The sequence below is a fragment of the Limnohabitans sp. genome (assembly GCF_044361645.1).
In the GTDB taxonomy this organism is placed as follows: Bacteria; Pseudomonadota; Gammaproteobacteria; order Burkholderiales; family Burkholderiaceae_C; genus Limnohabitans_A.
This window is the reverse complement of record NZ_JBIKIL010000007.1, coordinates 1-21,369: the sequence shown is the minus strand read 5'-3', so window position 1 is coordinate 21,369 and position 21,369 is coordinate 1. Positions and strand designations below refer to the sequence as shown.

The 21,369-nt window shown below is 59.3% G+C and carries 15 protein-coding genes; 2 read left to right on the top strand and 13 right to left on the bottom strand.

Features of this window, described 5'->3' with window-relative positions; genetic code table 11:
• Positions 1-306: 306 nt before the first annotated feature.
• The 5 genes from ACIQ39_RS02170 to polA form a co-directional block, all read right to left on the bottom strand.
• On the bottom strand, positions 307-897 hold the full coding sequence (locus tag ACIQ39_RS02170; RefSeq protein WP_396432969.1) for a hypothetical protein: 591 nt from the start codon (positions 895-897) through the stop codon (positions 307-309).
• Positions 894-2,024 (bottom strand): AAA family ATPase, encoded by a 1,131-nt coding sequence (locus tag ACIQ39_RS02165; RefSeq protein WP_396432968.1) that lies wholly within the window; start codon positions 2,022-2,024, stop codon positions 894-896. The genes ACIQ39_RS02170 and ACIQ39_RS02165 overlap by 4 nt, the downstream gene beginning before the upstream one ends.
• The gene (locus ACIQ39_RS02160) at positions 2,021-5,467 is read right to left on the bottom strand and encodes an Eco57I restriction-modification methylase domain-containing protein (protein WP_396432967.1); all 3,447 of its coding nucleotides are present in this window, start codon (positions 5,465-5,467) and stop codon (positions 2,021-2,023) included. The genes ACIQ39_RS02165 and ACIQ39_RS02160 overlap by 4 nt, the downstream gene beginning before the upstream one ends.
• Before the next feature lie 160 nt (positions 5,468-5,627).
• Positions 5,628-8,828: a helicase-related protein gene (locus ACIQ39_RS02155; RefSeq protein ID WP_396432966.1), complete on the bottom strand. Its 3,201-nt coding sequence runs from the start codon at positions 8,826-8,828 to the stop codon at positions 5,628-5,630.
• Positions 8,829-9,424: 596 nt separating this feature from the next.
• Entirely contained in the window at positions 9,425-12,316 is a 2,892-nt protein-coding gene (gene polA / locus ACIQ39_RS02150) for a DNA polymerase I (RefSeq protein ID WP_396432965.1), read from the bottom strand.
• Between the two features lie 336 nt (positions 12,317-12,652).
• Here polA and ACIQ39_RS02145 point away from each other — a divergent pair, with 336 nt between their 5' ends.
• Together ACIQ39_RS02145 and ACIQ39_RS02140 are read left to right on the top strand one after the other, a co-directional pair.
• Entirely contained in the window at positions 12,653-13,615 is a 963-nt protein-coding gene (locus ACIQ39_RS02145) for a homoserine kinase (protein ID WP_396432964.1), read from the top strand.
• A 5-nt stretch (positions 13,616-13,620) separates the two neighbouring features.
• The gene (locus ACIQ39_RS02140; protein ID WP_396432963.1) at positions 13,621-14,421 is read left to right on the top strand and encodes a BPSS1780 family membrane protein; all 801 of its coding nucleotides are present in this window, start codon (positions 13,621-13,623) and stop codon (positions 14,419-14,421) included.
• A 13-nt stretch (positions 14,422-14,434) separates the two neighbouring features.
• Here ACIQ39_RS02140 and ACIQ39_RS02135 read toward each other — a convergent pair whose 3' ends face one another.
• From ACIQ39_RS02135 to ACIQ39_RS02100, 8 genes are all read right to left on the bottom strand, one after another.
• Entirely contained in the window at positions 14,435-14,911 is a 477-nt protein-coding gene (locus tag ACIQ39_RS02135; protein WP_396432962.1) for a peptidylprolyl isomerase, read from the bottom strand.
• Between the two features lie 46 nt (positions 14,912-14,957).
• Complete coding sequence (locus ACIQ39_RS02130; protein ID WP_396432961.1) at positions 14,958-17,981, bottom strand: UvrD-helicase domain-containing protein; 3,024 nt, start codon at positions 17,979-17,981, stop codon at positions 14,958-14,960.
• Between the two features lie 108 nt (positions 17,982-18,089).
• Complete coding sequence (locus ACIQ39_RS02125) at positions 18,090-18,503, bottom strand: DUF2784 domain-containing protein (protein WP_396432960.1); 414 nt, start codon at positions 18,501-18,503, stop codon at positions 18,090-18,092.
• Positions 18,481-18,675 (bottom strand): BrnA antitoxin family protein, encoded by a 195-nt coding sequence (locus ACIQ39_RS02120; RefSeq protein WP_396432959.1) that lies wholly within the window; start codon positions 18,673-18,675, stop codon positions 18,481-18,483. Before ACIQ39_RS02120 ends, ACIQ39_RS02125 begins: the two co-directional genes overlap by 23 nt.
• A gap of 37 nt (positions 18,676-18,712) precedes the next feature.
• Entirely contained in the window at positions 18,713-18,994 is a 282-nt protein-coding gene (locus ACIQ39_RS02115) for a BrnT family toxin (RefSeq protein ID WP_396432958.1), read from the bottom strand.
• A 309-nt stretch (positions 18,995-19,303) separates the two neighbouring features.
• On the bottom strand, positions 19,304-19,630 hold the full coding sequence (locus tag ACIQ39_RS02110) for a hypothetical protein (protein ID WP_396432957.1): 327 nt from the start codon (positions 19,628-19,630) through the stop codon (positions 19,304-19,306).
• Positions 19,614-19,832, bottom strand: coding sequence for a DUF433 domain-containing protein (locus tag ACIQ39_RS02105; protein ID WP_396432956.1), 219 nt, complete (start codon positions 19,830-19,832; stop codon positions 19,614-19,616). The genes ACIQ39_RS02110 and ACIQ39_RS02105 overlap by 17 nt, the downstream gene beginning before the upstream one ends.
• 442 nt (positions 19,833-20,274) lie before the next feature.
• Positions 20,275-21,006, bottom strand: a complete 732-nt coding sequence (locus tag ACIQ39_RS02100; protein ID WP_396432955.1) for a hypothetical protein — start codon at positions 21,004-21,006, stop codon at positions 20,275-20,277.
• Positions 21,007-21,369 lie beyond the last annotated feature (363 nt).

The following is a 21,369-nucleotide window of genomic DNA, read 5'->3' as shown; positions in this document are numbered from 1 at the left end:
AAAAAAATGACGAGCAGGCTAAATCATTGATTTAAAACGATTTTTTGGATTTTTAATTTTCATTATCCAAGCCTAAAGATAATGAACCAGACAGTTGGGCCTGTTCGAAAAGCTCGGGTTTGGTGTAGCTGGACGCTCATAAAACAAGGTGCTGATCTGCCGATCCAGTGCCCGCACACTCCAACCTTGGGCAACCGCTCCGCTCGCGTACCCGCTCGGGCGAGAGACCGCCGCGCAGGGACTCCAGCACAAGGCGCCACATTGCGTTACCGTTGATCATCTTGAGCCAAAGACAATGAAACGCGGTCACAGCTTGGCCTCAAAGCGAGCAAAGCTTTCAGAGCGCCGCAACCGCCGCCAATCCACGGCAGCGGCCTTGAGCACCTTGACGGCGTGAACATAGTCTTCGTACCTTGCACCTCTGGCGGCTTTGAAGTGGTTGTTCATCACGGCCTTGGGATTGCGTACCCGATCTGGCTTTCTGACCCGATCCGCCTGATAGGGATGCGCATCGGTCGAAAGGAACGCGCTGATGGCGTGGTCGCTGGCCAGCAGCCAACTTTCCAGCTCTTGCTCCACACAAACCAAAAAGACAGGGGCACCCTGCAAACCCTCGTTGGCCAACCCATCGAGCAAGGTCTGGCGTTCTTTTGCACGGCAAGGCTTGTCTTTTTTGTCGGGCCAGGCAGGCCGCAAATCCCACACGATCAATACTCGATCACAGCCCTCTGTCAGCAGCTTCTTCACCACGCTGGGTGCCTCCTCCAGCAACCTGAGCTTGTTGTCCAAGGTGCGCGAGATGAAGTTCTCGCCCGGCTTCAGTTGACTGGCCAAGTATTCACAGACCAGCTTGTCCGCGCCCTGCGGCCCGCACTCAAAAACAAAACCGATGGTCATGCGGACAGCCCCGTCAGGCTGCCCATGGTGTAAAGCTTGCCAGGTGCAAACTCCTGCGCCCACCGTTGCAGGTTGTCATGGTCTGCTGGCCGGTTGAAGCGCGGGTGGCCCTTCGCATCGCGCTCCACCACCACCAGGTGCTCCAGCGTGAACAGATCGAGCAGGTACGGCGAATGGGTGGTGATGATGACCTGCGTGGCGCCGGCCAAGACCGCACTGCGAATCTCTTCCACGATTAGGTGAATGCTGCGCGGATCGAGCCCGTTTTCAATCTCTTCCACCACGATTAACGGCGGCGGGGTTGGGTGTCGCAGCAGCGCCAACAAAGCCAGCATGCGCAGCGTGCCGGTGGACAACAGCCAGCCCGGCACCTTGTAGGTGTCTTCGCTCAACTGCAGCCAGGCCTTGCGCTCGATTTCCGACGAGGACAACGTGGGCTGAATGTCTTTGGCATAGGGCAACACATAAGCCATGGTTTCGACGATGCCGTCGAACGCAGTCGGGCTCTGGCGCCGCAGGTCCAGCAGAAAGTCCGCCACGTTCGACCCATCGCTGGCCAAACGGACCGAGCCCTTGGTGCGTTGCTGCGGAACCGGCAAGCCCATGCGCTCGGGGCTCAGGGTCAAAAACTGCCAGTCCAACACCTCCATGGCCAGCACGGTGTGGACCATGGTCGCCGATGTGCCCAGGATCGAGCGCCCCGCGCCATAGGACATCAACGCACCGACCGCGTCGCGCTCTGTGAAGTCCCCGGCTAGGTCGGTGATGCGCTCCGACGCAATGAACATGCGGTTGGCCGCCGGATCGTTGTTCACCGTCATGGCCAGGCGCTGCACTTTGCGCGGGCTGGTCCCCAGCGCCATCTCCCACGAAATGGGGTTGACCACCTCGCCCATGCGCCCTTTGGCTTCCTGACCTTTGTGCCGAACATGCTCAATGCCCAGCCAACGCTGCATGGCCACGTCCAGCCCGTCGCGCACGATGGCCTGGTAGGTTTCGAGTGCTTCGATCAAGCTGGACTTGCCGGCACCGTTGTTGCCAATGAAGGCGGTCAGCGGCCCCAGCTTCAAGGTCTTGCTGTCCACCACCGCTTTGAAGTTGCGCACGCGCAGGCTTTGTAGGCTCATGAAATCAACCCTTTCTTCACATCGCGCCAGGCGTTGAGCGCCGCCACTTTCACGGGCTCAACCACCAGCGGGAAGGTCTTGAGAATGTGGGCGAATTCGTCTTCGTCCAGCCCGTACAGGTGCGCCACCAGCCCGTCCAGCTCGGCGCGCAGTTGGGCTCGTTCGTGGGGGTCGGTCGCTCCGTCGTGGTAGCCCTTGAGGCCCACGGACTGGGCGAGGTCGTCGAATTCGGGGGTGGTGCAGATGAGGCGGGCGGCGCGCCTGACGATCGGACTAAACTGAGGGTGGAATTCGGAAAGTCGGGGAACAGACAATTGCTCCAGAAAAAAGAAATTCAAATTAGTGGTGACGCGGGAGCGAATGCAAAAATCAATGCAGTAGCTATTAAGGAGTGCACACAAGTAAACGCGTTCTTTCTCGCTCGATAAACTTAGACCGCTATCATCTCTAGGCATAAAAGTTGCCAAATTGTCGTCATGTAAACGTTTTGGTATGACAGTCGCAATAAGTGTTCTCTCATTAGTACTGGCCGACTGCCTACGAAACGCCACTCGATATGTGTCGGCGTATGGGCGCCCGTTTTTATCCGATTTTTTCTTCTTCAGCCAAGCAAGCGCCTTGGTTTCAGGCAACCAATACTGAGGTCCAGCGTAATTTGCATCGAACTGCCAAATCATCTTGCCTTCCAAAAGCGGTACAGTTTTATCAGCTGTTTTGCTGAGTAAAAAATCCCGCACGTCTTCCGCAGTGTGATCAAACTCACGCATCATTTTCGCGTTCCACGAGTTCGGTATCCGCTCCCCCAGTAGCGGGAACTTCAGCATCTTCTCAGCGATCTGCACATCCAGCGCACTTTTGAACTCCATCACCGAATGGCTATCAGGTGTGAGGCGTTTGATAAGTTCCACCTCCAGCCATAACGCACCCTCTTCAGGAAAGCGCGAAAGCTCTGCCACGTCGTGCCGCATAAACGCTGCCGGGAAGCGCGTGGTGCCCGTGGATCCGCCTTGCGCCTCGACTGCCTGAGCGGCCAGCAAGTCATCTGGTGGCGCACTGGCGTTGCACTCACCCACTGCTTGCAGTCGGGCAGCTGCCGCCTTCTCGAAAGTTAGCACGACGAACTTGAAGCTGCGGTGTACGCCTTCAAAAATCTCTTTACGGTTCTCGAAGCAAAACAGGCCTTCAATCTGCGTATGCCCAAACAGCAAGTCACGCAGGCCCTTGGCCCCCAGATCAGTGTAGATGCCGCTGGGAATGACGATGCCGCAGTGGCCGCCCGCGCGCAACAGGTGAAAGCAACGCTCGACAAACAACTTGTAGAGGTTGAGGTCGCTGCCCGTCTTCTTGCCAGCCACGATGGCGCTCTGGTTCTTGTATTCCGGTGCCGCGCGAAACCAACCGCTCAGGTGCGGAAAACGGCTTTCGTAAGCCAACCAGGCCGTCCGTATCTCTGGGTCTTTCAGCAGCTTGCTTTGTTCTTTTTCAAACTCCTTGATGGTCATCTTGTTCTTGCTGACCAACGCAGAGTGTTCGGCAAAGAACTCTTTGGCTTGCGGCTTGAGCACCTCCCAAGGCGGGTTGGCCAAAATGATGTCAAAACCGCCGCGCCGCTGCACGATGTCGTCAAACACGTAGCCCCAGTGGAAAGGCGTTTGAGCGTCGAGGTCTTTTCGCTCGATGCGCCGTTTCTTGGGTTTGCCCAGGTCTTTCTTGGCAACGTCCCATGTGGCTTCTTCAAACTTCACCCCCAGGGCTTCGAACTGATCGCGCATCAGCTCGTTCATCACACCGTTGGCGTGCGTCATTTCGGTGTCAATCTTGTCGCGCAGCTCGCGCAGGCTCATTTCGCGGCCCAGGTCCATCGCGGTGTCTCGGTAGAGCGTGAGCAAGCGGTTCTTTTCTTCCACCAGCTTGCGATATGGCGGCTTGAAAAGATCGTCCTCCTTGTGATTGAACTCCACCTCGTTCACGCGCATCAGCCCGACAAGCGAGTTGCCCGGCAGGATGTTGAAGTCGATGTTGGGCAGGGGCTCCAGGTCTTGCACCCGCCGCACGCTTGAAACCATTGAAAGGAACAAGCGCAGCTTGGCGATTTCGCACGCTTCTTCCATGATGTCCACGCCGTGCAGGTTGTCGGTGACGATGCGGCGCTTGATGTAGTAGCCGACGCTGGGATGGTTTTTCTGGATGCCCGTCAGCCAAGCCTTTAGCTCGCTGCTGGCACCCATTTCGGCGCGGCCCACCACGGCGTAATACACGTTGATGAGGCACTTGAGCGCGGCCACCAGAAAGGCGCCCGAGCCTACGGCGGGGTCGAGAATGGTGATGCTGGGCAGCACCTCGCCCACCAACTTCAAGGCGGTGCGCGCGTCCATCTTGGCGAGCAGGTCGGGCACGCTGTCGAAATTCACCTCCTTCAGGCCCAGCTCGGGCATGGCAGGCTCGTGGATGCGCTCCAGGATCAGCTTGTGGATGCTGCGCTCGGCCAGGTAGCCGGTGATTTCGGGCCGGGTGTAGTAGGCGCCGAAGGCCTTCTGGTTGATGTACTTTTCGAAGATGTAGCCCAGCACGTCGGGATTGATCTCGTCGGCAGTGCCGCCGGGCGTGTCGTCCAGATGCCAGGAGAAACTGGCAAAGAGCTTGAAGACGCCTTCAAACGCGGCGTCGGCCACGCGCAGGGTGGTGCCCACACGTGGGGTGTGGTTGGCGTCCAACTCCAGCTTGTGGTGCAGGAACAGGCCACCATTCAGGTAAGGCACCTGGCCGGTCAGAGCCTTGGCTACAGGGCTGCGGTCGGCCTCGGGTTTGGCGAAGGCAGAAAAAAACAGAGCATTGAGGAACTCGCCAAAGAACCGGTCATTTCCGCGTTGCTGGCTCTCAATCAGTTTGGTGCGCAGGTAGTCGGCATTGCCACCGTCCAGAAAAAATTTCTTCTGCATGAACCAGACAAACATGAGCCGGTTGAGCAGCACGCTGGCGTACCAGCGTTTGTCGCGTTCGTTTTCAATGCCCTGGATGTGGCCCAGCAGCTCCAAGTGTTGCTGCTGGTAGGCGGTGAAGAATTTCTTGGTGGTTTTTTCCACGTCCAGCGCGGCCTGGATGCGCCGCGCCGCTTCCAGCACGGGCAGGCGACCCGCGGTGTCCAGCTCGGACAGTTCGACCACCATGGCCTGCAGCTTGGAGGCGAACAGGTCAACCGGCTGGCCTTTGAAGTAGTCGTGGCGGCGCGAGGTGAGGCGGGGCTTGCCTGTCCCGGGGTGCTTGTCGCGCTTGACCCAGTACCACTGGCTTTGGCTGGCGTTGGTCTGCTGGTTGGTGAAGATGAGCAGGTTTTCAGCGTGGCTGTGGGCCACGTGTTTCCACACCCGCAGGCGCTGGGCTTCGTCTGGCCAGCCGCCGTCCACCACCACCTGGATAGCGACCACACCGCCCAGCTCGGCCACGGTGCGGTGGCTGTAGGCGGTGTAGCCGGCTTGGGTCGCCTGCCAGTCGCGGCCCGCTACAGGCCCGTTCCAGCCCAGCACGTCCAGGAAAAGGCGCTGGAAGTCGAAGGCCTTGAGGTGAGTTTCAAAGGCGGAGAAATCGAGTGGGGTCATAGCTTCATTATTCTGCAATCAATCCCATGGAGCACACCACGCGCGGCTCCCGCAACGCGCTGTCGTCTTCGGCGTAGGTCAACCGACCCTCTTCGCGCAGCGACTTTACTGCGTCAGCCAGCTCGGTGTCGTTCACTCCACTGCGCATCAGACGGTTGAGCAGATCGCCCGCTGTATCCAGAAGAGGGCGCTGGTACATGTCGTCCAGACCGCGCTCCAATTCTTCGTCGCGGAACAAGGTTTGCATCTGTTCGGTCGCATAAGCCTTGAGGCGCTCGTAGGTGCGCCGGCGCGGGCTGCTGGGGCGGCCCAGGCCGCCACCCACGGCTTTGTCTTGGCTCACAGCGAGTTGCAAACCGGTAGCAACCAGTTCGTGGTGTTGTGGTAAGCGCTGCACGGCTTGGGTTTCGGGCTCGCATTCAGCGGCGCGCAGCACGGTGAATTGCGATTCAGTTACGGTCTTACCATTGGCACCCACCCAGGCCAAGTGGTCGTTGCCTTCGGGGGACTTCACGTACACCAGAGCGCCACCCTTGGCAGCATCTGCGCCCAGCAGCGGTAAGCGGCTCTCGTCCAACTGGAACGCTTTGGCCGAATAGACCACGGGCGGAAGCGCTTCCACCGCTCGGGCAAGGTCTGGGTTGTCTTGCGTGGCCTGCTTCCAGATTTGCCAAGCGTATGAGGCCAAATCTACTTCTTCGTCGCTGTCATCAAGCACACCTTGTTTTTCGGTGTAAAGGTCGCGGATGGTGGCCGCTTCGTCGTCTTCGAAGAAGGCTTCGTCGGTGCCCACGACTTCTGCGTTTTCTTGCAGCCGCTGGCGGATGCGCGAGCGCAGCTGGATGAGTTGCTCCACACCGTCGGCAGGCAAGAATGAGTAGCAGTGGATCTCTTCAGCGCGCTGCCCTATGCGGTCCACTCGGCCCGCGCGTTGGATGAGGCGGATGATGGCCCAAGGCAGGTCGAAGTTGACGACTACGTTGCTGTCTTGCAGGTTCTGGCCTTCAGAGAGCACATCGGTACAAATCAGCACACGTACCTCGTCGGCCTTGGAAACAACTTTGCCGTTGGACTTGGGGCTGAAGCGGCAGGCAAGGCTGTAAGGGTCGGCGCTGGCACCCGAGGCCATTTCAACTTGGGTGATGCCGGCTTTGCGCGCCTCTCGAGTAAGGTAGCGGGCCGTGTCGGCGAACTGGGTAAAAACGAGCACTTTGTCTTTGCCGTGGGCCTGCGAAATCAGCTTGTGCAGCGCCTGCCACTTGTGGTCTTTCTCTGCCTCCCAGGCACCCTGGCTGTTCAGCAGCTCGGAAAGCGTTTGCGTGTCTTGTGCCAAGTCTTCGGCCAGTTTGGCCTTGAAAAGCGTGGGACGAACCCACTTGAAACGCTTGCGATACTCCTTGTCGTACTGGTCGTACACCGTCTTGGCGCGGGCCATGCCGACGGGCAGGCCATCTTCTTCTGCGATGGCTTCAAACATGCCGTCCAGCAGGTCTTCTGTTTCGCCTTCAATGCCCTCTGCGTCTTCGTCCACCCGCTCTATGTCGAGCAAGCCAGCGTCAAGCACGCCAATGGGCAGGTCCAGCCCGTTTTCGATGGCATAGAGGTAAATCTGGTTGCGCAAGATGTGCCGGTCAATCGACTGAAGAAACGAGAAGCCATTGGATTCGAGACGTTTAAACAGGTTAGTGCGGCAAAAACCCATCAGGCGTTTACCGGCTTTGCCCAAGTTATCGATCAGCTTGCGCTCGGCAGGCGTTGCTTGCTTCTCTTCTTGAGGGTTGACGTACAGACCCAGTCCATAGCGGGGCACGTGAAGGCCGTTGATCTGGTTGACCACATCGCTTGAGTAAAGACGGGCATAGCGGTCGGAAGGGTCATTTTCGTCCACCGCGAAGGTAACTGACAACGGTTTGCGCAAGGGGAAATAGCGCTTCTCGCCGTCGCTGCCCGCTATGAAGCGGCGGCCGTGGTTGTCTGCCTCGGTGTAGTGCTGGAGGATGAAGCTGCGCGTTCGGCGCACCATGTACAGGCGGATCAGCTCGCGCCAGTCGTCGAATTCTTCGCTCTTTTCAATGGCCAGGATGGAGTTGACGCGGCACTGGTGCTTGCGCTCGAACTCGGCCTCGCTGATGCCAAACTTGCGCATGTGTCGCTCGGGACGAATGCCGATGTTGGTCTTTTCGTCTATGAACAGGCGAAGCTGAGCCGAAAGGTCGTGTTTCGTCTTGTTGTAGGGGGTGGCAGTGAGCAGGATGACCTTGGCGTCGCAGCTCTTGATGTATTCCGAGATGGCTTTGTAACGCCTGCCTTCACGATTGCGCAGGTTATGGCTTTCGTCGATCAACACCAAGCGGTAACGCTTGAGGCTGGGCAACTTTTTTGTCACCTGTGACACGGGCAACACCATACCGCGCAGCCCGTATTCGGTTCGGTAGCGCTCCCACATGGGCTCCAGATTCTTGGGGCAAATGATCAGCGTCTCGTAGCCCAGATCGTCTTCAAACATACGGGCCAAGGCCGTGGCCATCATGGTCTTGCCCAGGCCGACGACGTCACCGATCATCACGCCGCCCCGGCGGTGAAGGTGACGCGCAGCGATCTTGACGGCGCTCTTTTGGAACTCAAACAGCTCCTGTTCAAAGCGGCCTGGCAAACGGAACTGACTCAACCCTGCCCGCGCTTCCGTGCTGAGGTGGTAAGCCATATTCAGGTAGATGTGGTACGGAGGTATGGCCTCTTCACGCGCCCAGCTGCCCTCAATGATGGCTGCCAGATCGGCAGATACATTCAAGGCCCAGCGCTCGTCCCAGCGGTCTGCAAACCAACCCGCGAGTTTTTCAGTGCCCAAGTGGTCCAGCACATCAACGTTCAACTCGCCGTGTTTGGACAAACCTGCAAGGGTGAGGTTACTACTGCCGACAAACCCGGTGATGGGGTTATTGGCATCGTCCCGAAACAACAAATACAACTTGGCATGCAACGGGTACGGCAGAAACAACTTGACGACGACCTGACCCGCTCGAAGCTGTTTGGCCAGGCGGCGCAACCCGGCTTCGTCTTGACCGGTGGGAATTCCCAGCGTGATTTGCTCACGCAAGTGGGCGGCAAACTGGGACTTGAGACGACTGGCGGTGGCGTTGTCGATCAACCCTTCTTCGTTAGACTGTCGGTACAGTGCTCGAATTTCATCGTGGGGTGGGCGCTGCATTCCAACCAGAACTCGGCACACTTGCTCTCTGGCTGGGTCCCATTTAGAAATAGTTTCATCGATAGCCTGCCAACCCCGTAGGTTAAGGTAACCGATGCAGAAGTCAGCACGTTTGGAGACTTCAAGCGTTGCCCGAAGGGCCTGAAGCAGTTCTTGTTGGATGTTGTCGAAAATGCGGGACATTGAGCGCTTTCTGCGGGTTCTTCCTCTGTTATGCATTGTGCCTTGACAAAATGCCAGGGCTTGAGGAATTGCCCCGTGGAACGGCACTGCCTGATCTTGTGCGCCAACGAAGTCGGCGAAGGCACCGATACCTGAGAGACCGCCGACAATCCATGCAACTGCATGAGATGTGCTGACATTGACAACATTTATATTTTTTGAGGAGTGCCAGAGGCATGTAGGCACCCCGCAATAGCCATCTCGCTGTACCCCCCTCGCCAACTGATGCGTTGATAGTCGCCATGCCACAGCGGCGGCCCAGGAGCTGAAGTAATGCCTAAGGCGCTTTAGACACCGTGCTGTTCCCAGAAATTTGGAGCTTGCGCACGCAGCTTTGAAGCGCCTGAGGGCGCCCCAATGCACCCCAATGCGTTTCAGTGCGCCTGCTCCCAGTTCGGCCCAAAGCCCACTTCGGCCAGCAGCGGCACCTTCAGGTCGGCCACACCGGCCATGATGCGCGGCACCTCGGTGCGCAGCCATTCCACTTCTGATGCGGGCACCTCGAACACCAGTTCGTCGTGCACCTGCATGATGACTTTGGTGGCCTTGCCCTGTTCGTCCAGCGTTTTTTGAACCGCCACCATGCTCAGCTTGATCAGGTCGGCCGCTGTGCCCTGCATGGGCGCGTTGATGGCGGCGCGCTCGGCCCCGGCGCGGCGCGGGCCGTTGGGGCTGTTGATCTCGGGCAGCACCAAGCGGCGGCCAAACACGGTCTCGACATAACCCATGGCCTTGGCCTGTTCGCGGGTCGCGTCCATGTAGTGCTTGACCCCGGCAAAACGCTCAAAGTAGCGGGTGATGTAGTTTTTGGCGGCGGTGTTGTCGATGGAGAGCGCCTTGGCCAGGCCAAAGGCGCTCATGCCGTAGATCAGACCAAAGTTGATGGTCTTGGCGTAACGGCGCTGCTCACTGCTCACCGTGTCGGGCGACCCCCCAAACACCTCGGCGGCCGTGGCCTTGTGCACGTCCAGGCCTTCGTGGAAAGCCTTGAGCAAGGCCGGGTCGTCGCTCAGGTGGGCCATGATGCGCAGCTCGATCTGACTGTAATCGGCGCTGGCAATCACGCAGCCTGCGGGGGCCACAAAGGCCTCGCGCACCTTGCGCCCCTCCAAGGTGCGCACCGGGATGTTTTGCAGGTTGGGCTCGTTGCTTGACAAGCGACCGGTCACCGCCACCGCCTGCGCGTAATGCGTGTGCACCCGGCCCGTGCGCGGCAAGGCCAGCTGGGCCAGTTTGTCGGTGTAAGTGCCTTTGAGTTTGGAGAGGCTGCGGTGCTCCAGGATGCGGGCGGGCAGCGGGTAGTCTTCGGCCAGTTTTTCCAGCACCTCTTCGTCGGTGCTGCGCGCACCCGTAGCGGTTTTCTTGATGACGGGCAGGCCCAGCTTGTCAAAAAAGATCTCGCCCAGCTGCTTGGGGCTGGCCAGGTTGAAGGGCTGGCCGGCGATCTCGTAGGCTTCGGTTTCGAGCTGCACGATGCGCTCGCCCAAAGCTTGGCTTTGCGCGGCCAGCGTGGGCGCGTCGATCAGCACGCCGTTGCGCTCGATGCGGTAGAGCGCTTCGCTGGTCTGGATTTCCAGTTCATAAACGTACTTGAGACCCGCATGCGCCTCGATCTGCGGCCACAAGGCCAGATGCACGTCCAGGCATTGGTCCGAGTCTTCGCACGCATAGTGCGCGGCCTTGTCCACGTCCACTTGCGCAAACGGGATCTGGTGCGCGCCCTTGCCGCACAGGTCTTCATAGGTCACGCCCCGGCGGCCCACATGGCGTTCGGCGAGGCTAGAGAGGCCGTGCGGCTTGTGCACTTCGAGCACATAGCTTTGCAGCATGGTGTCGTGCGCGTAGCCCTGCACCTCGATGCCATGGTTGGCCAACACATGGCGGTCGTATTTAATGTTCTGGCCCAGCTTGTGGCGGGCCGGGTTTTCGAGCCAGGGCTTGAGCCGGGCCAACACCTCGGCCAAGGGCAGTTGCGCGGGCGCACCCGGGCCGTTGTGGGCCAGCGGAATGTATGCAGCCTCGCCGGGCTTGACGCTGAGCGAAATGCCCACGATCTCGGCACGCATGGCGTCCAAAGACGTGGTTTCGGTGTCGATGGCGGTGAGTGGGGCTTGCTCGATGCGCGCGAGCCACTGCTCGAAAGTGGGCCAGTCATTGATCGTGACGTAGTTCAACACCAGCACGTCATGGCGATGCTGTAAGTCTGGATGTTCTGTAGATTGCCGCGCTTCGCTCGCAATGACCGCCTCAGTCAGCGTGGCGCTGGGCTCGCCAAACAAGTCGCCCATGCCGGTGTCCACCCGACTTTGCGGCTTGGTGACCTTTTTTGTCACAGGCGCTGGCACAGCCCCGCCGAGTGCCTGCACCAGCCCTTTGAAACCATAGGTTTGGTAGAAAGCCAGCAGCTTGTCTTTGTTCGGCTCGTGCAAATGCAAAGCGGCCAAGGACGGCAAATCGGGCACCCAGGCGGTCAGGTCGCAATCGGTTTTCATGGTCACCAACGCGCGGCCTTGGGGCAGCCAGTCCACCGCCTGGCGCAGGTTCTCGCCCGCCACGCCTTTGATGTCGTGGGCGTTTTGCATGAGCTTGTCGAGCGAGCCGTATTCCATCAACCACTTGGCAGCGGTCTTGGGGCCCACTTTGGCCACACCGGGCACGTTGTCCACCGTGTCGCCCACCAGGGTTTGGTAGTCGATCATGAGCGCGGGCGGCACACCAAACTCGGCCTCGACACCTGCCACATCGCGCACCTTGCCGTTCATGGTGTCGATGATGGTGATGTGCGCATTGACCAACTGGCTCAGGTCTTTGTCGCCGCTGGAGACCGTCACGGTGATGCCTTGCTGCGCGGCCACATGGGCCAGCGTGGCGATGACGTCGTCGGCCTCCACGCCGGGCACGTCCAGCACGGTCCAACCCATCAGGCGCACCAACTCATGGATCGGCTCAATTTGGCTGCGCAAATCGTCCGGCATGGGGCTGCGGTTGGCTTTGTACGCGGGGTACAGTTCGTCGCGAAATGTCGGACCTTTGGCGTCGAACACGCAGGCGGCATAGACAGCGGGCACATCCTTGCGCAGCCGCTCCATCATGTTGATCATGCCGCGAATGGCGCCCGTGGCGGGGCTCGTCGGGTCCCCCGGCACGGCCCGCAGGTCGGGCATGGCGTGAAAAGCGCGGTACAGGTAGCTGGAGCCGTCGACCAGCAAGAGGCTGGGCTGAACAGGGGCGGGGGTGGTGTCGGTGTCAGGGGTGTTTTCGATCATCCCCCAATTGTGTACCGGCTTCACACCCAAGTGACCAAGAAGGACCGGGGGCTGGGCCTGTGTCAGGGTGATGTGGCAAAGCGAAGCGCCTCTGAACCCTGGCACAGGCCCCGCCCCCGGTCCCCCCAACCTCAGCGCAGGCCCCACACACCATCGCTCTCTGGCGAAGGCAGACCCGCAAAGGGCTGACTGCGCGGGGCCTCAGAGGCGCTTCGCTTTGCCACATCGGCCCCGCGCAGTCAGCCCTTTGTGGGTCATTGTTGGCTTTTCGGCCTCTACAATCGTTCTTTTTCATCCAGCCAGCCCCCCTCTGGCGCTTTGACGGTTTTCTCCCCCATGGCGGTATTCACCGAAGTCACCGAAACCCAGGCCAACGACCTGATGCAAGCCCTGAACCTGGGCCAGCTCACGGCCTTGCGCGGCATCGAAGGTGGCATTGAAAACACCAACTACTTCGCCACCACCACCCAAGGTGAGTATGTGCTCACCTTGTTTGAGCGCCTGACCCACGAACAACTGCCCTTTTACCTGCTCTTGATGAAATTCTTGGCAAACCGTGGCATCCCGGTGCCCGATCCGGCCGCCAACCGCGATGGCGATGTGCTGCACACCTTGAACGGCAAACCGGCCGCCGTGGTCAACAAACTGGCGGGCAAAAGCCAATTGCAGCCACAGGCCGCGCACTGCGCCGCTGTAGGCCAAATGCTGGCGCGCATGCACCTGGCAGGGGCCGACTACCCGCGCAGCCAGCCCAATTTGCGCGGCCTGCCCTGGTGGAACGACACCGTCCCGGTGGTCCTGCCCCATATTGACGCAGCGCAAGCGGCCTTGCTGCGCAGCGAGCTGGCTTACCAAAACCACATCACCCAAAGCGCTGCCTATGCCGCCTTGCCCCGTGGCCCGGTGCACGCCGACCTGTTTCGCGACAACGTGATGTTTGAGGGTGCGCAAGTCACGGGTTTTTTTGATTTTTACTTTGCGGGTGTCGACACTTGGTTGTTTGACCTCGCGGTGTGCCTGAACGACTGGTGCATCGACTTGCCCACGGGCAGCCACGTCGCCGAACGCGCCGGGGCCATGCTGCACGCCTATGCTCAAGAGCGCCCCTTGACGGCCCCAGAGCGCGCTTTATTGCCCGCCCTTTTGCGGGCCGGGGCTTTGCGGTTCTGGATTTCCCGGCTGTGGGACTACCATCTGCCCAGACAAGCATCCATGCTCAAACCGCACGACCCGACCCATTTCGAACGCGTTTTGCGCGAACGCTCCCACCACCCCATGACCCTGTACGACCTCGACTGACCACCATGAATTTGAAAATTGTTCCCGCCAGCACTGGCCTCAAATGGGTGCGTCAAGGCATGGCGACTTTTTGGCGTCAACCGCTGGCCCTGTCTGGTTTGTTCTTTTTGTTCATGGCCGGGGTGTCGATTGTCTCGATCGTGCCCGTGCTGGGCAGTGTCTTGGCCCTAATGGTCTTACCGGCCTTGACTTTGGGCATGATGGCGGCCACGCAGATGGCCTCTGAGGGCAAATTACCGATGCCCAGCGTGCTGTTTGTGGCTTTCAAAGCTGGGCCGCAGCGCAAAGCCATGCTGCACTTGGGCGGTCTTTATGCCGTGACGTTTTTGACTGTGATGCTGGTCTCCACATTGGCCGATGGTGGCACCTTCGCCAAAGTTTACTTTGGCGGCGCGCCCATGACACCCGAGGTGGTCAAGGCCGAGTCTTTTCAAACAGCCTTGTGGGTGTCCATGTTGTTTTATGTGCCGATGTCCATGATGTTTTGGCACGCCCCCGCCTTGGTGCATTGGTACAGCATGCCCGCCATCAAAAGCTTGTTTTTCAGCTTCATCGCCTGCTGGCGAAACCTCAAGGCTTTCACCGTGTTTGTTTTTGCATGGGGCGTTATTTTCATGTTGACCGGAGTCTTGGCCTTGTTGATTTCCAGCCTGCTGGGCAACCCCGGTTTGACCACGGCAACCTTTATACCTTTGGCCCTCATGGTGGCGGCCATGTTCTTCACGTCCATGCTGTTTTCAGTGCGCGATTGCTTCGCCACCGACCTGACCGACGAGTCGAGCCCCCAGGGCGCGCAGCCCGACTGAAGGCCTCAGCGGCTCAATGGTGGTGGCCGTGCGCGCCATGCGCATGGCGATGCGTGACCTCTTCGGCGGAAGCGGCCCGCACCTCTTGCACCGTCAAACTCAAGGTCAGGTGCTGGCCAGCCCAAGGGTGGTTGGCGTCCAAGATGACTTGATCACCCTTGATTTTCAACACCTTAAAAACCTTTTCCTGGCCATCGGGGGTGCGCCCCTGCAACTGCCCGCCCACTTTCACGCCCGGGGGGAATTCGCTTTTGGGGATGGTCTGCACCAGGCTTTCATCGCGCTCGCCAAAGGCATCGGCCGGGGCCAGTTTCAAGGTGGTGCTGAAACCCACTTCTTGGCCCTCCAGCGCGGTCTCGATTTTGGGGAAGGTGTTGTTGTAGCCGCCGTGCAGGTAAGACGTGGGCTCTTGCGTTTTGTCCAGCAACTGGCCTTGCGCGTTCATGACTTTGTGGTGCATGGTGACCACGGTGTTTTGCGTTATTTTCATGGGCTTCTTTCAGAAAAGGAAATGGGAATCGCGGGCTGCTGGCGTTTTACACCAAGGTGAGCTTGGCCACGCTCAGGGCCAGCCATTTCACGCCGTGGCGCGGGAAGCTGACTTGGGCCCGAGCGTCAAGCCCCACGCCCTCGACCGCCAACACTTTACCCTCACCAAACTTGGTGTGGAACACGTTTTTGCCCACCGTGATGCCGTGCTCGGGCGCGGCTTTTTGCACCGGCACAGGCGGGCTTTTGTAGGTCTCGGTGCTCAAGCTGCTTTGGCCCCAGGCCGGGCGGATATGGCGATTGAAGGCCGGGGTTTGTGGCCAAGCGCCACCCGTTCCAGCGCCTGCCCCACCAGCGCCACCTGCACCTGCATTGCCCAAATTCGAGAAGCCGCCGTTTTTGGGCGTGACCCACTTCAGGCATTCATCGGGTAACTCTTCCAAAAAGCGGCTCTTCAAGTTGTAGCGCGTCTGCCCGTGCAGCATGCGGGTTTGCGAATGGCTCAGGTACAAGCGCTTGCGGGCGCGGGTGATGGCCACATACATCAGGCGGCGCTCTTCCTCCAGGCCATCCAAGTCGTTCATGGCGTTTTCATGCGGGAACAGGCCCTCTTCCAGGCCGGTGATGAACACCGCGTCAAACTCCAGGCCCTTGCTGGCGTGCACCGTCATCAGCTGCACCGCGTCTTCGCCCGCTTGCGCTTGGTTGTCGCCCGCCTCCAAAGAGGCGTGGGTGAGGAAGGCCGCCAGCGGGCTCATGGTCACGCCGTCTTCGCTGAACGCGACGCCGTCATCGCCGTCTTCTCCCTCTTCTCCGTCATCGCCGTCTTCTCCCTCTTCTCCGTCATCGCCGTCTTCTCCCTCTTCTCCGTCATCGCCGTCTTCTCCGTCATCGCGAGGACCGAAGGGACGTGGCGATCCAAAAATGGACTGCCGCGCTTCGCTCGCAGTGACAGCCTCTTTGGCATCGCGAGCGCCGCTTGATGCGCCAGGAATGGACTGCCGCGCTTGGCTCGCAGTGACATCCTCTTGGGCATCGCGAGCGCCGCTTGATGCGCCAGGAATGGACTGCCGCGCTTGGCTCGCAGTGACAGCCTCTTGGGCATCGCGAGCGCCGCTTGATGCGCCAGGAATGGACTGCCGCGCTTGGCTCGCAGTGACAGCCTCTTGGGCATCGCGAGCGCCGCTTGATGATCCAAAAATGGACTGCCGCGCTTGGCTCGCAGTGACGGCATCATCCTCACCACCAACGACGCCTCGTGTCCGCGCGTCGTCATCGCCAGCGAAGCCCACAAACCGCTCGTCGTCATCGCCGGCAAATAAGCCGTCGTCATCACCAGCAAATAAGCCGTCGTCATCGCGAGCGAAGCGTGGCGATCCATCTCCTGCTGCCGTCAAGCCCTGGCTGGCCGGGCTTTGCGACAAAGCTTGCGGCAGGGCCACCGCGCTGCGGCCAAAGCCTTCTTGCGTGACAAAGCTCTCGGCGGCGTTGACCAATTCTTCCAAGTTCTCCACCCGGTCCGCGCCCTCTTTTTCGGCGCGGTAATGGTTCACCAAGCCAGTTTTGTCCAGCACCAAGTCGATGATTTCGCGCAGAGTGAGCCCTTCAGTCTGCTCGCGCAACACATCGACCATGGCCACAAAAGCGGCAAGGTTAGCCCCCGCCTTGCCGGTGGTAGCGCTCACGGCGTCGTGCAGCGAACAGCCTGCGGCACGCGCCGCGTCTTGCAGTTGCTCGATGCTGCGCGCACCAATGCCACGCGGCGGAAAGTTGACCACCCGCAAAAAACTGGTGTCGTCGTTGGGGTTCTCCATCAGGCGCAAATAGGCCAGCGCGTGCTTGACCTCGGCCCGCTCAAAAAAGCGCAAGCCCCCATACACGCGGTACGGAAAGCCGGCATTGAACAGCGCGGTCTCCAGCACCCGGCTTTGCGCATTGCTGCGGTACAGCAGGGCCACCTCTTTGCGCTCAAAACCGTCTTGCTTGACCAACTGGCGCAGCTCCTCGATCAGCCATTGCGCCTCGGCAAAGTCAGACGGCGACTCCACCACCCGCACCGGCTCGCCCGCGCCTTGGTCTGTGCGCAGGGTTTTGCCCAAACGGGTTTTGTTGTGGCCGATCAGGTGGTTGGCCGAGTCGAGGATGTTGCTGAAGCTGCGGTAGTTTTGCTCCAGCTTGATTTGGTGCTGCACCTGGAACTCGCGCACAAAATCGGCCATATTGCCCACGCGGGCACCGCGAAAGGCGTAGATGCTCTGGTCATCGTCGCCCACGGCCAAAACCGCGCCGCCGCTTGGTGCTTGACCCGCCTCCCCCGGCAGCCCCGCCAGCTGCTTGAGCCAGGCGTATTGCAGCTTGTTGGTGTCCTGAAACTCGTCCACCAAAATGTGCCGAAAACGGCGGCGGTAGTGCTCGCGCACATGCACGTTGTCGCGCAGCAGCTCGTAGGAACGCAGCATCAGCTCGCCAAAATCCACCACACCTTCGCGCTGGCATTGCGCTTCGTAGAGCTGGTACAGCTCCACCTTGCGGCGGGTCTCTTCGTCGCGCACCGGCACATCACCCGGGCGCTGGCCGTCTTCTTTGCAGCCCGCGATGAAATACTGCACCTGCTTCGGCGGAAAACGGTCCTCGTCCACGTTGAACTGCTTGCACAGGCGCTTGACGGCCGAGAGCTGGTCTTGTGTGTCCAAAATCTGAAAGGTCTGCGGCAAGCCCGCCAATTGGTGATGCGCCCGCAAAAACCGGTTGCACAAACCGTGGAAGGTGCCAATCCACATCGCGTTCACGTTCACCGGCAGCATGGACTGCAAGCGCAGCTTCATCTCTTTGGCCGCCTTGTTGGTGAAGGTCACCGCCAAAATGCCACCGGGCGAGACCTGCCCAGTTTGCAGCAGCCATGCAATGCGCGTGGTCAGCACCCGTGTCTTGCCTGAACCTGCTCCCGCCAAAATCAAAGCGTGCTCGGCGGGCAGGGCCACCGCCCGGTGCTGCTCGTCGTTGAGCTGGGCGAGCAGCGGGTTGGATGGGGCCAAGGGGGAATCGGGGGACAGTGATGGTTCAAAAGGCATGGGTAGATTGTAGGAAGTCCCAAACCGCGCCTTGAACAACACCCCATTTGGGACTGCTGCGCTGCTTGTATGAAATTGCCAGGCCGGGAAAGCGGCGTGGGTTTCGAGCTAAGCGGTGCCTGTGACGGCAGTGTGCTTGCGTATCCTCGGAGGATAGCGCCAGCAGGCCCACAGGACCAGTGCGCCAAATGCGGTGTAAACACATGCAAAGACCCAAAGCGGCACATCAAAGTAAAGCAGCGCCTGCACCCAGTGTTGGATGAAGCTTGATTCGTAACCCACTTGCCCAGCTTTTGTGCGCAGGCTCGATTCCCAATGAGTGAGCATGCAGTACTTACCCAGCCATGCTTGCGCAACAACAGTTGCGATTGCCGCCAGATGAGGTAGGCGCCACCAAGGGCTGTTAACCCATGGCCAAGCGCGCGCATTTCCGATAAAGATGACTGGTAAGCCGAGCAGGACGAACAGCACGATGGCGAAGTGCGTCAGCAGTACAAGATCAGCGGCAAGTTGATGCAACATCGCTGTAGCGGTTTATGCGACGAAAAAAGTCCAAGTCAAGCCGCGACTGATAGCCAGCCCCCTTCGACTTGAAGAACGCCAAAATGTCCGCATCCAAACGGACAGAGGTGAGAGCCTTTGTGGGTGTCGTCTGCGGCCCACGGCCCCGCTTCAGCACTGGCGCACCCAGCATGCCCTCCGTCCATGCGCTATTGTCTGGGTCGTTGACCTCAGCCGAGGTTTTCTTTGGCAACTTGGCGGTCGTAGCGTGCTCCATGTTTTTCTGCCTTTCGCAACAAAATCACCTGAGGCCCTTTCGAGCGCTCAGTGTCAAACATCACAAGCGCTTCTAACTTAAGAAGAGCAAAACAGACCAAGCGCTCTTGGCCGTAGTCTTGCCGCTTATCCTCGCGGCTCGCTGTAAAGTGGTCACCGATTGCATCGCATCCAACAAAGTCAAGCCCGTGATTCTTGAGGTTCAGCTTGCGCTTGGGTTCGTGGCATGTGAGCACACTGAATAGTATCTACAAAATAATAGAACACAAAGTTGAATTTAGCGAAAATCCAGGGGCGCGTTGACATGTAGCAAGTCCCAAAGCACGCATTGAACGACACCCCATTTCGGCCAAGAACAGCGACACAGAGCTCAAAAAGTGCCGCCATGGCACCCGATGCATCGCCCTCGTACCCCTTAGGCCAAATGAATGCCCAATCTCTCAGGGAAGACAAAAAAGAAGTTTTCAAAAGGGCTCAAACCACCGCCCGGAACCGGGCTTGTCCAACAAACGGATCAGGCTGCGGTCCGCGACCCACCTTGCTCCTTAGGCATCAACTGAGATGCGCACGTAAGTTCCTCGCTTGAGAGAACTCAGCTCACGCTCCAGCGTTGGGACCAGTGGCAAGAGGAAAGGCAACTCATTCGACACTGCGTCCAGCACAAGAACCGCCACCGGCAATGCGGCTGTGTTCTGCTGATACGGCAGGTTCTTGTCGACGGTGATGAAAGCGTCGAACCTCTCAGCGGCGAGTGCAAGCAGCTTGCCGTTCTTGATGCCCGACCAAACTTCGCAGACGACAGTCGAGACCTGGTGCGCGGGCAACGACCTGCGCAGCCGCGTCGGCACGCATTCGTCAAGCAGCAGGCGCATCTGCAGCAAGGCGTTCGCGGGCAGCCTCAAGGACGGCCACCGCTCGTTCGCGAGAGATTGAAGGGAAGTCCTCAAGGAACTCTTCGAGCGAGGAGGATCCTTCGAGGTAGTCGAAGAGGTTCTTCACAGGCACACGGGTGCCCGTGAAGCACAAAGCCCCGCTCATGATCTCGGGGTCGCGGCTGACAAGGTTTGCGTTCATGAACACCTCCAACAACGAGTTTACCCGGGGTGGCCGTCAGTGGTGGTGTTTGAAGGAACCCCCAGTGAAAGTGCCCCAAGTGCGCGTGCTGCGCCGGTGCCATGAGGGCGCTGCGCCGCCGAATCTTGCCATCGACCAATGCGCCGCCACCGCAACACAGTCAGGCCACCACGAAGCAGTAACAATCCCGATCTCAGCTTGAGGCTCGCGCAACAGTGCCCCAAAAGCACTGAGCATGTGCGCGACCAAAAACAGCCACACACTGCCCAAAAGTGCCGCAATGGCACAAGGCGCACTGCCGTCAGATCGCTTGAGCCATGTGAATGCTCAATCGCACAGGCAAGACAAAAAAGATGTTTTCTGTAGGGCTCAAACCACCACCCGGAACCGGGCTCGATCAAAACAGACAGAAAAGTGGCTTCGCGCGACCTGTCCTTACTCGTTAGGCGTCACTGCACTTGTAGCCAAACAGTAGGCAAAGAACCGGCTCACTCTTGTGTGACGTGTGCCTCGCGCTGACCAGGTCAGCGGTTTGAACCATCTCAATGACTCGGTTTGGCTTGATCAGGATGGCCGCGCTCTCGAATCTTCGGATGCCGTTGACTTGCACAGTTCGCATATCAGCTCCGACCTTTAGTTGAACGCTTACAAGAGCGCTCTTGGCTCCCATTGTCTGTTCTGCATTTCTCCACCCGAACCCACCAACTAGTACCGCAAAGGCCGGGATGAGCAATAACAACTTTGCGCTTCCCGCTCCAAACCGAGCGTCTATGTTCTCGGCGCCTTCCTGAAATCGAAAGATGCCGAGTGAAACGAAGGTGGCTAGAGCCCAGGCGGTGTACTGCCATTGCAAATGCGTTGATGCGATCGCTACGCCGATGAGCGAGGCAAATGCCATGAGGTCTACGGTCAAAGACTCCAACGAGAGCTTCGGACGATCGGAGGGTAGCGGACCGGTCGCCCCAAAGAGAAAGCCGACAGCCATGGCAATCCCGAGTCCGGGTAGCCAAACTATCGCGGAGCGAAGATGATCGGAGATAGTCGTTGGTAACTCACTAAATTCGAGGCCCAACGCCTGGAGGTAGAAGTAGTCGTGCACCACTGACATCACGAGTAGTGCAGCTGATGCAATGGGAAGGTTCTTGGTCAGGGGTTCCAATGTGAGGCCCAACACTTAGCGTTTATCCACCGCGCCAATGCGCCAAGCCAAGGCCAGCAGTGTCATTCGCGGCGGATGAACCATGTTGAGCTAAGCCGCCTCAGGGGCGGTGGTGTGTGGGTTTCGCTATAGGGGATTGATATTTCAAACCCCCGCCATGGGTTTCATTATGCCCATGTCTTGGCTCGATAGACCAATTTTTGAATTCTTTGGACCCTATTTTTTGATGAACGCCCAAGGTCTTGGCGCTGCCATGGGCGCGTGCTTCGCTGGCACGCCTGCTTTTGCCATAGCTTGCCCACAAGTGCGCGTATCCACCCCTGACCCGTGATCGGGCCATGTTCGCTGGGGCCTGAATCTGCTGGTGCGCTTTGCATG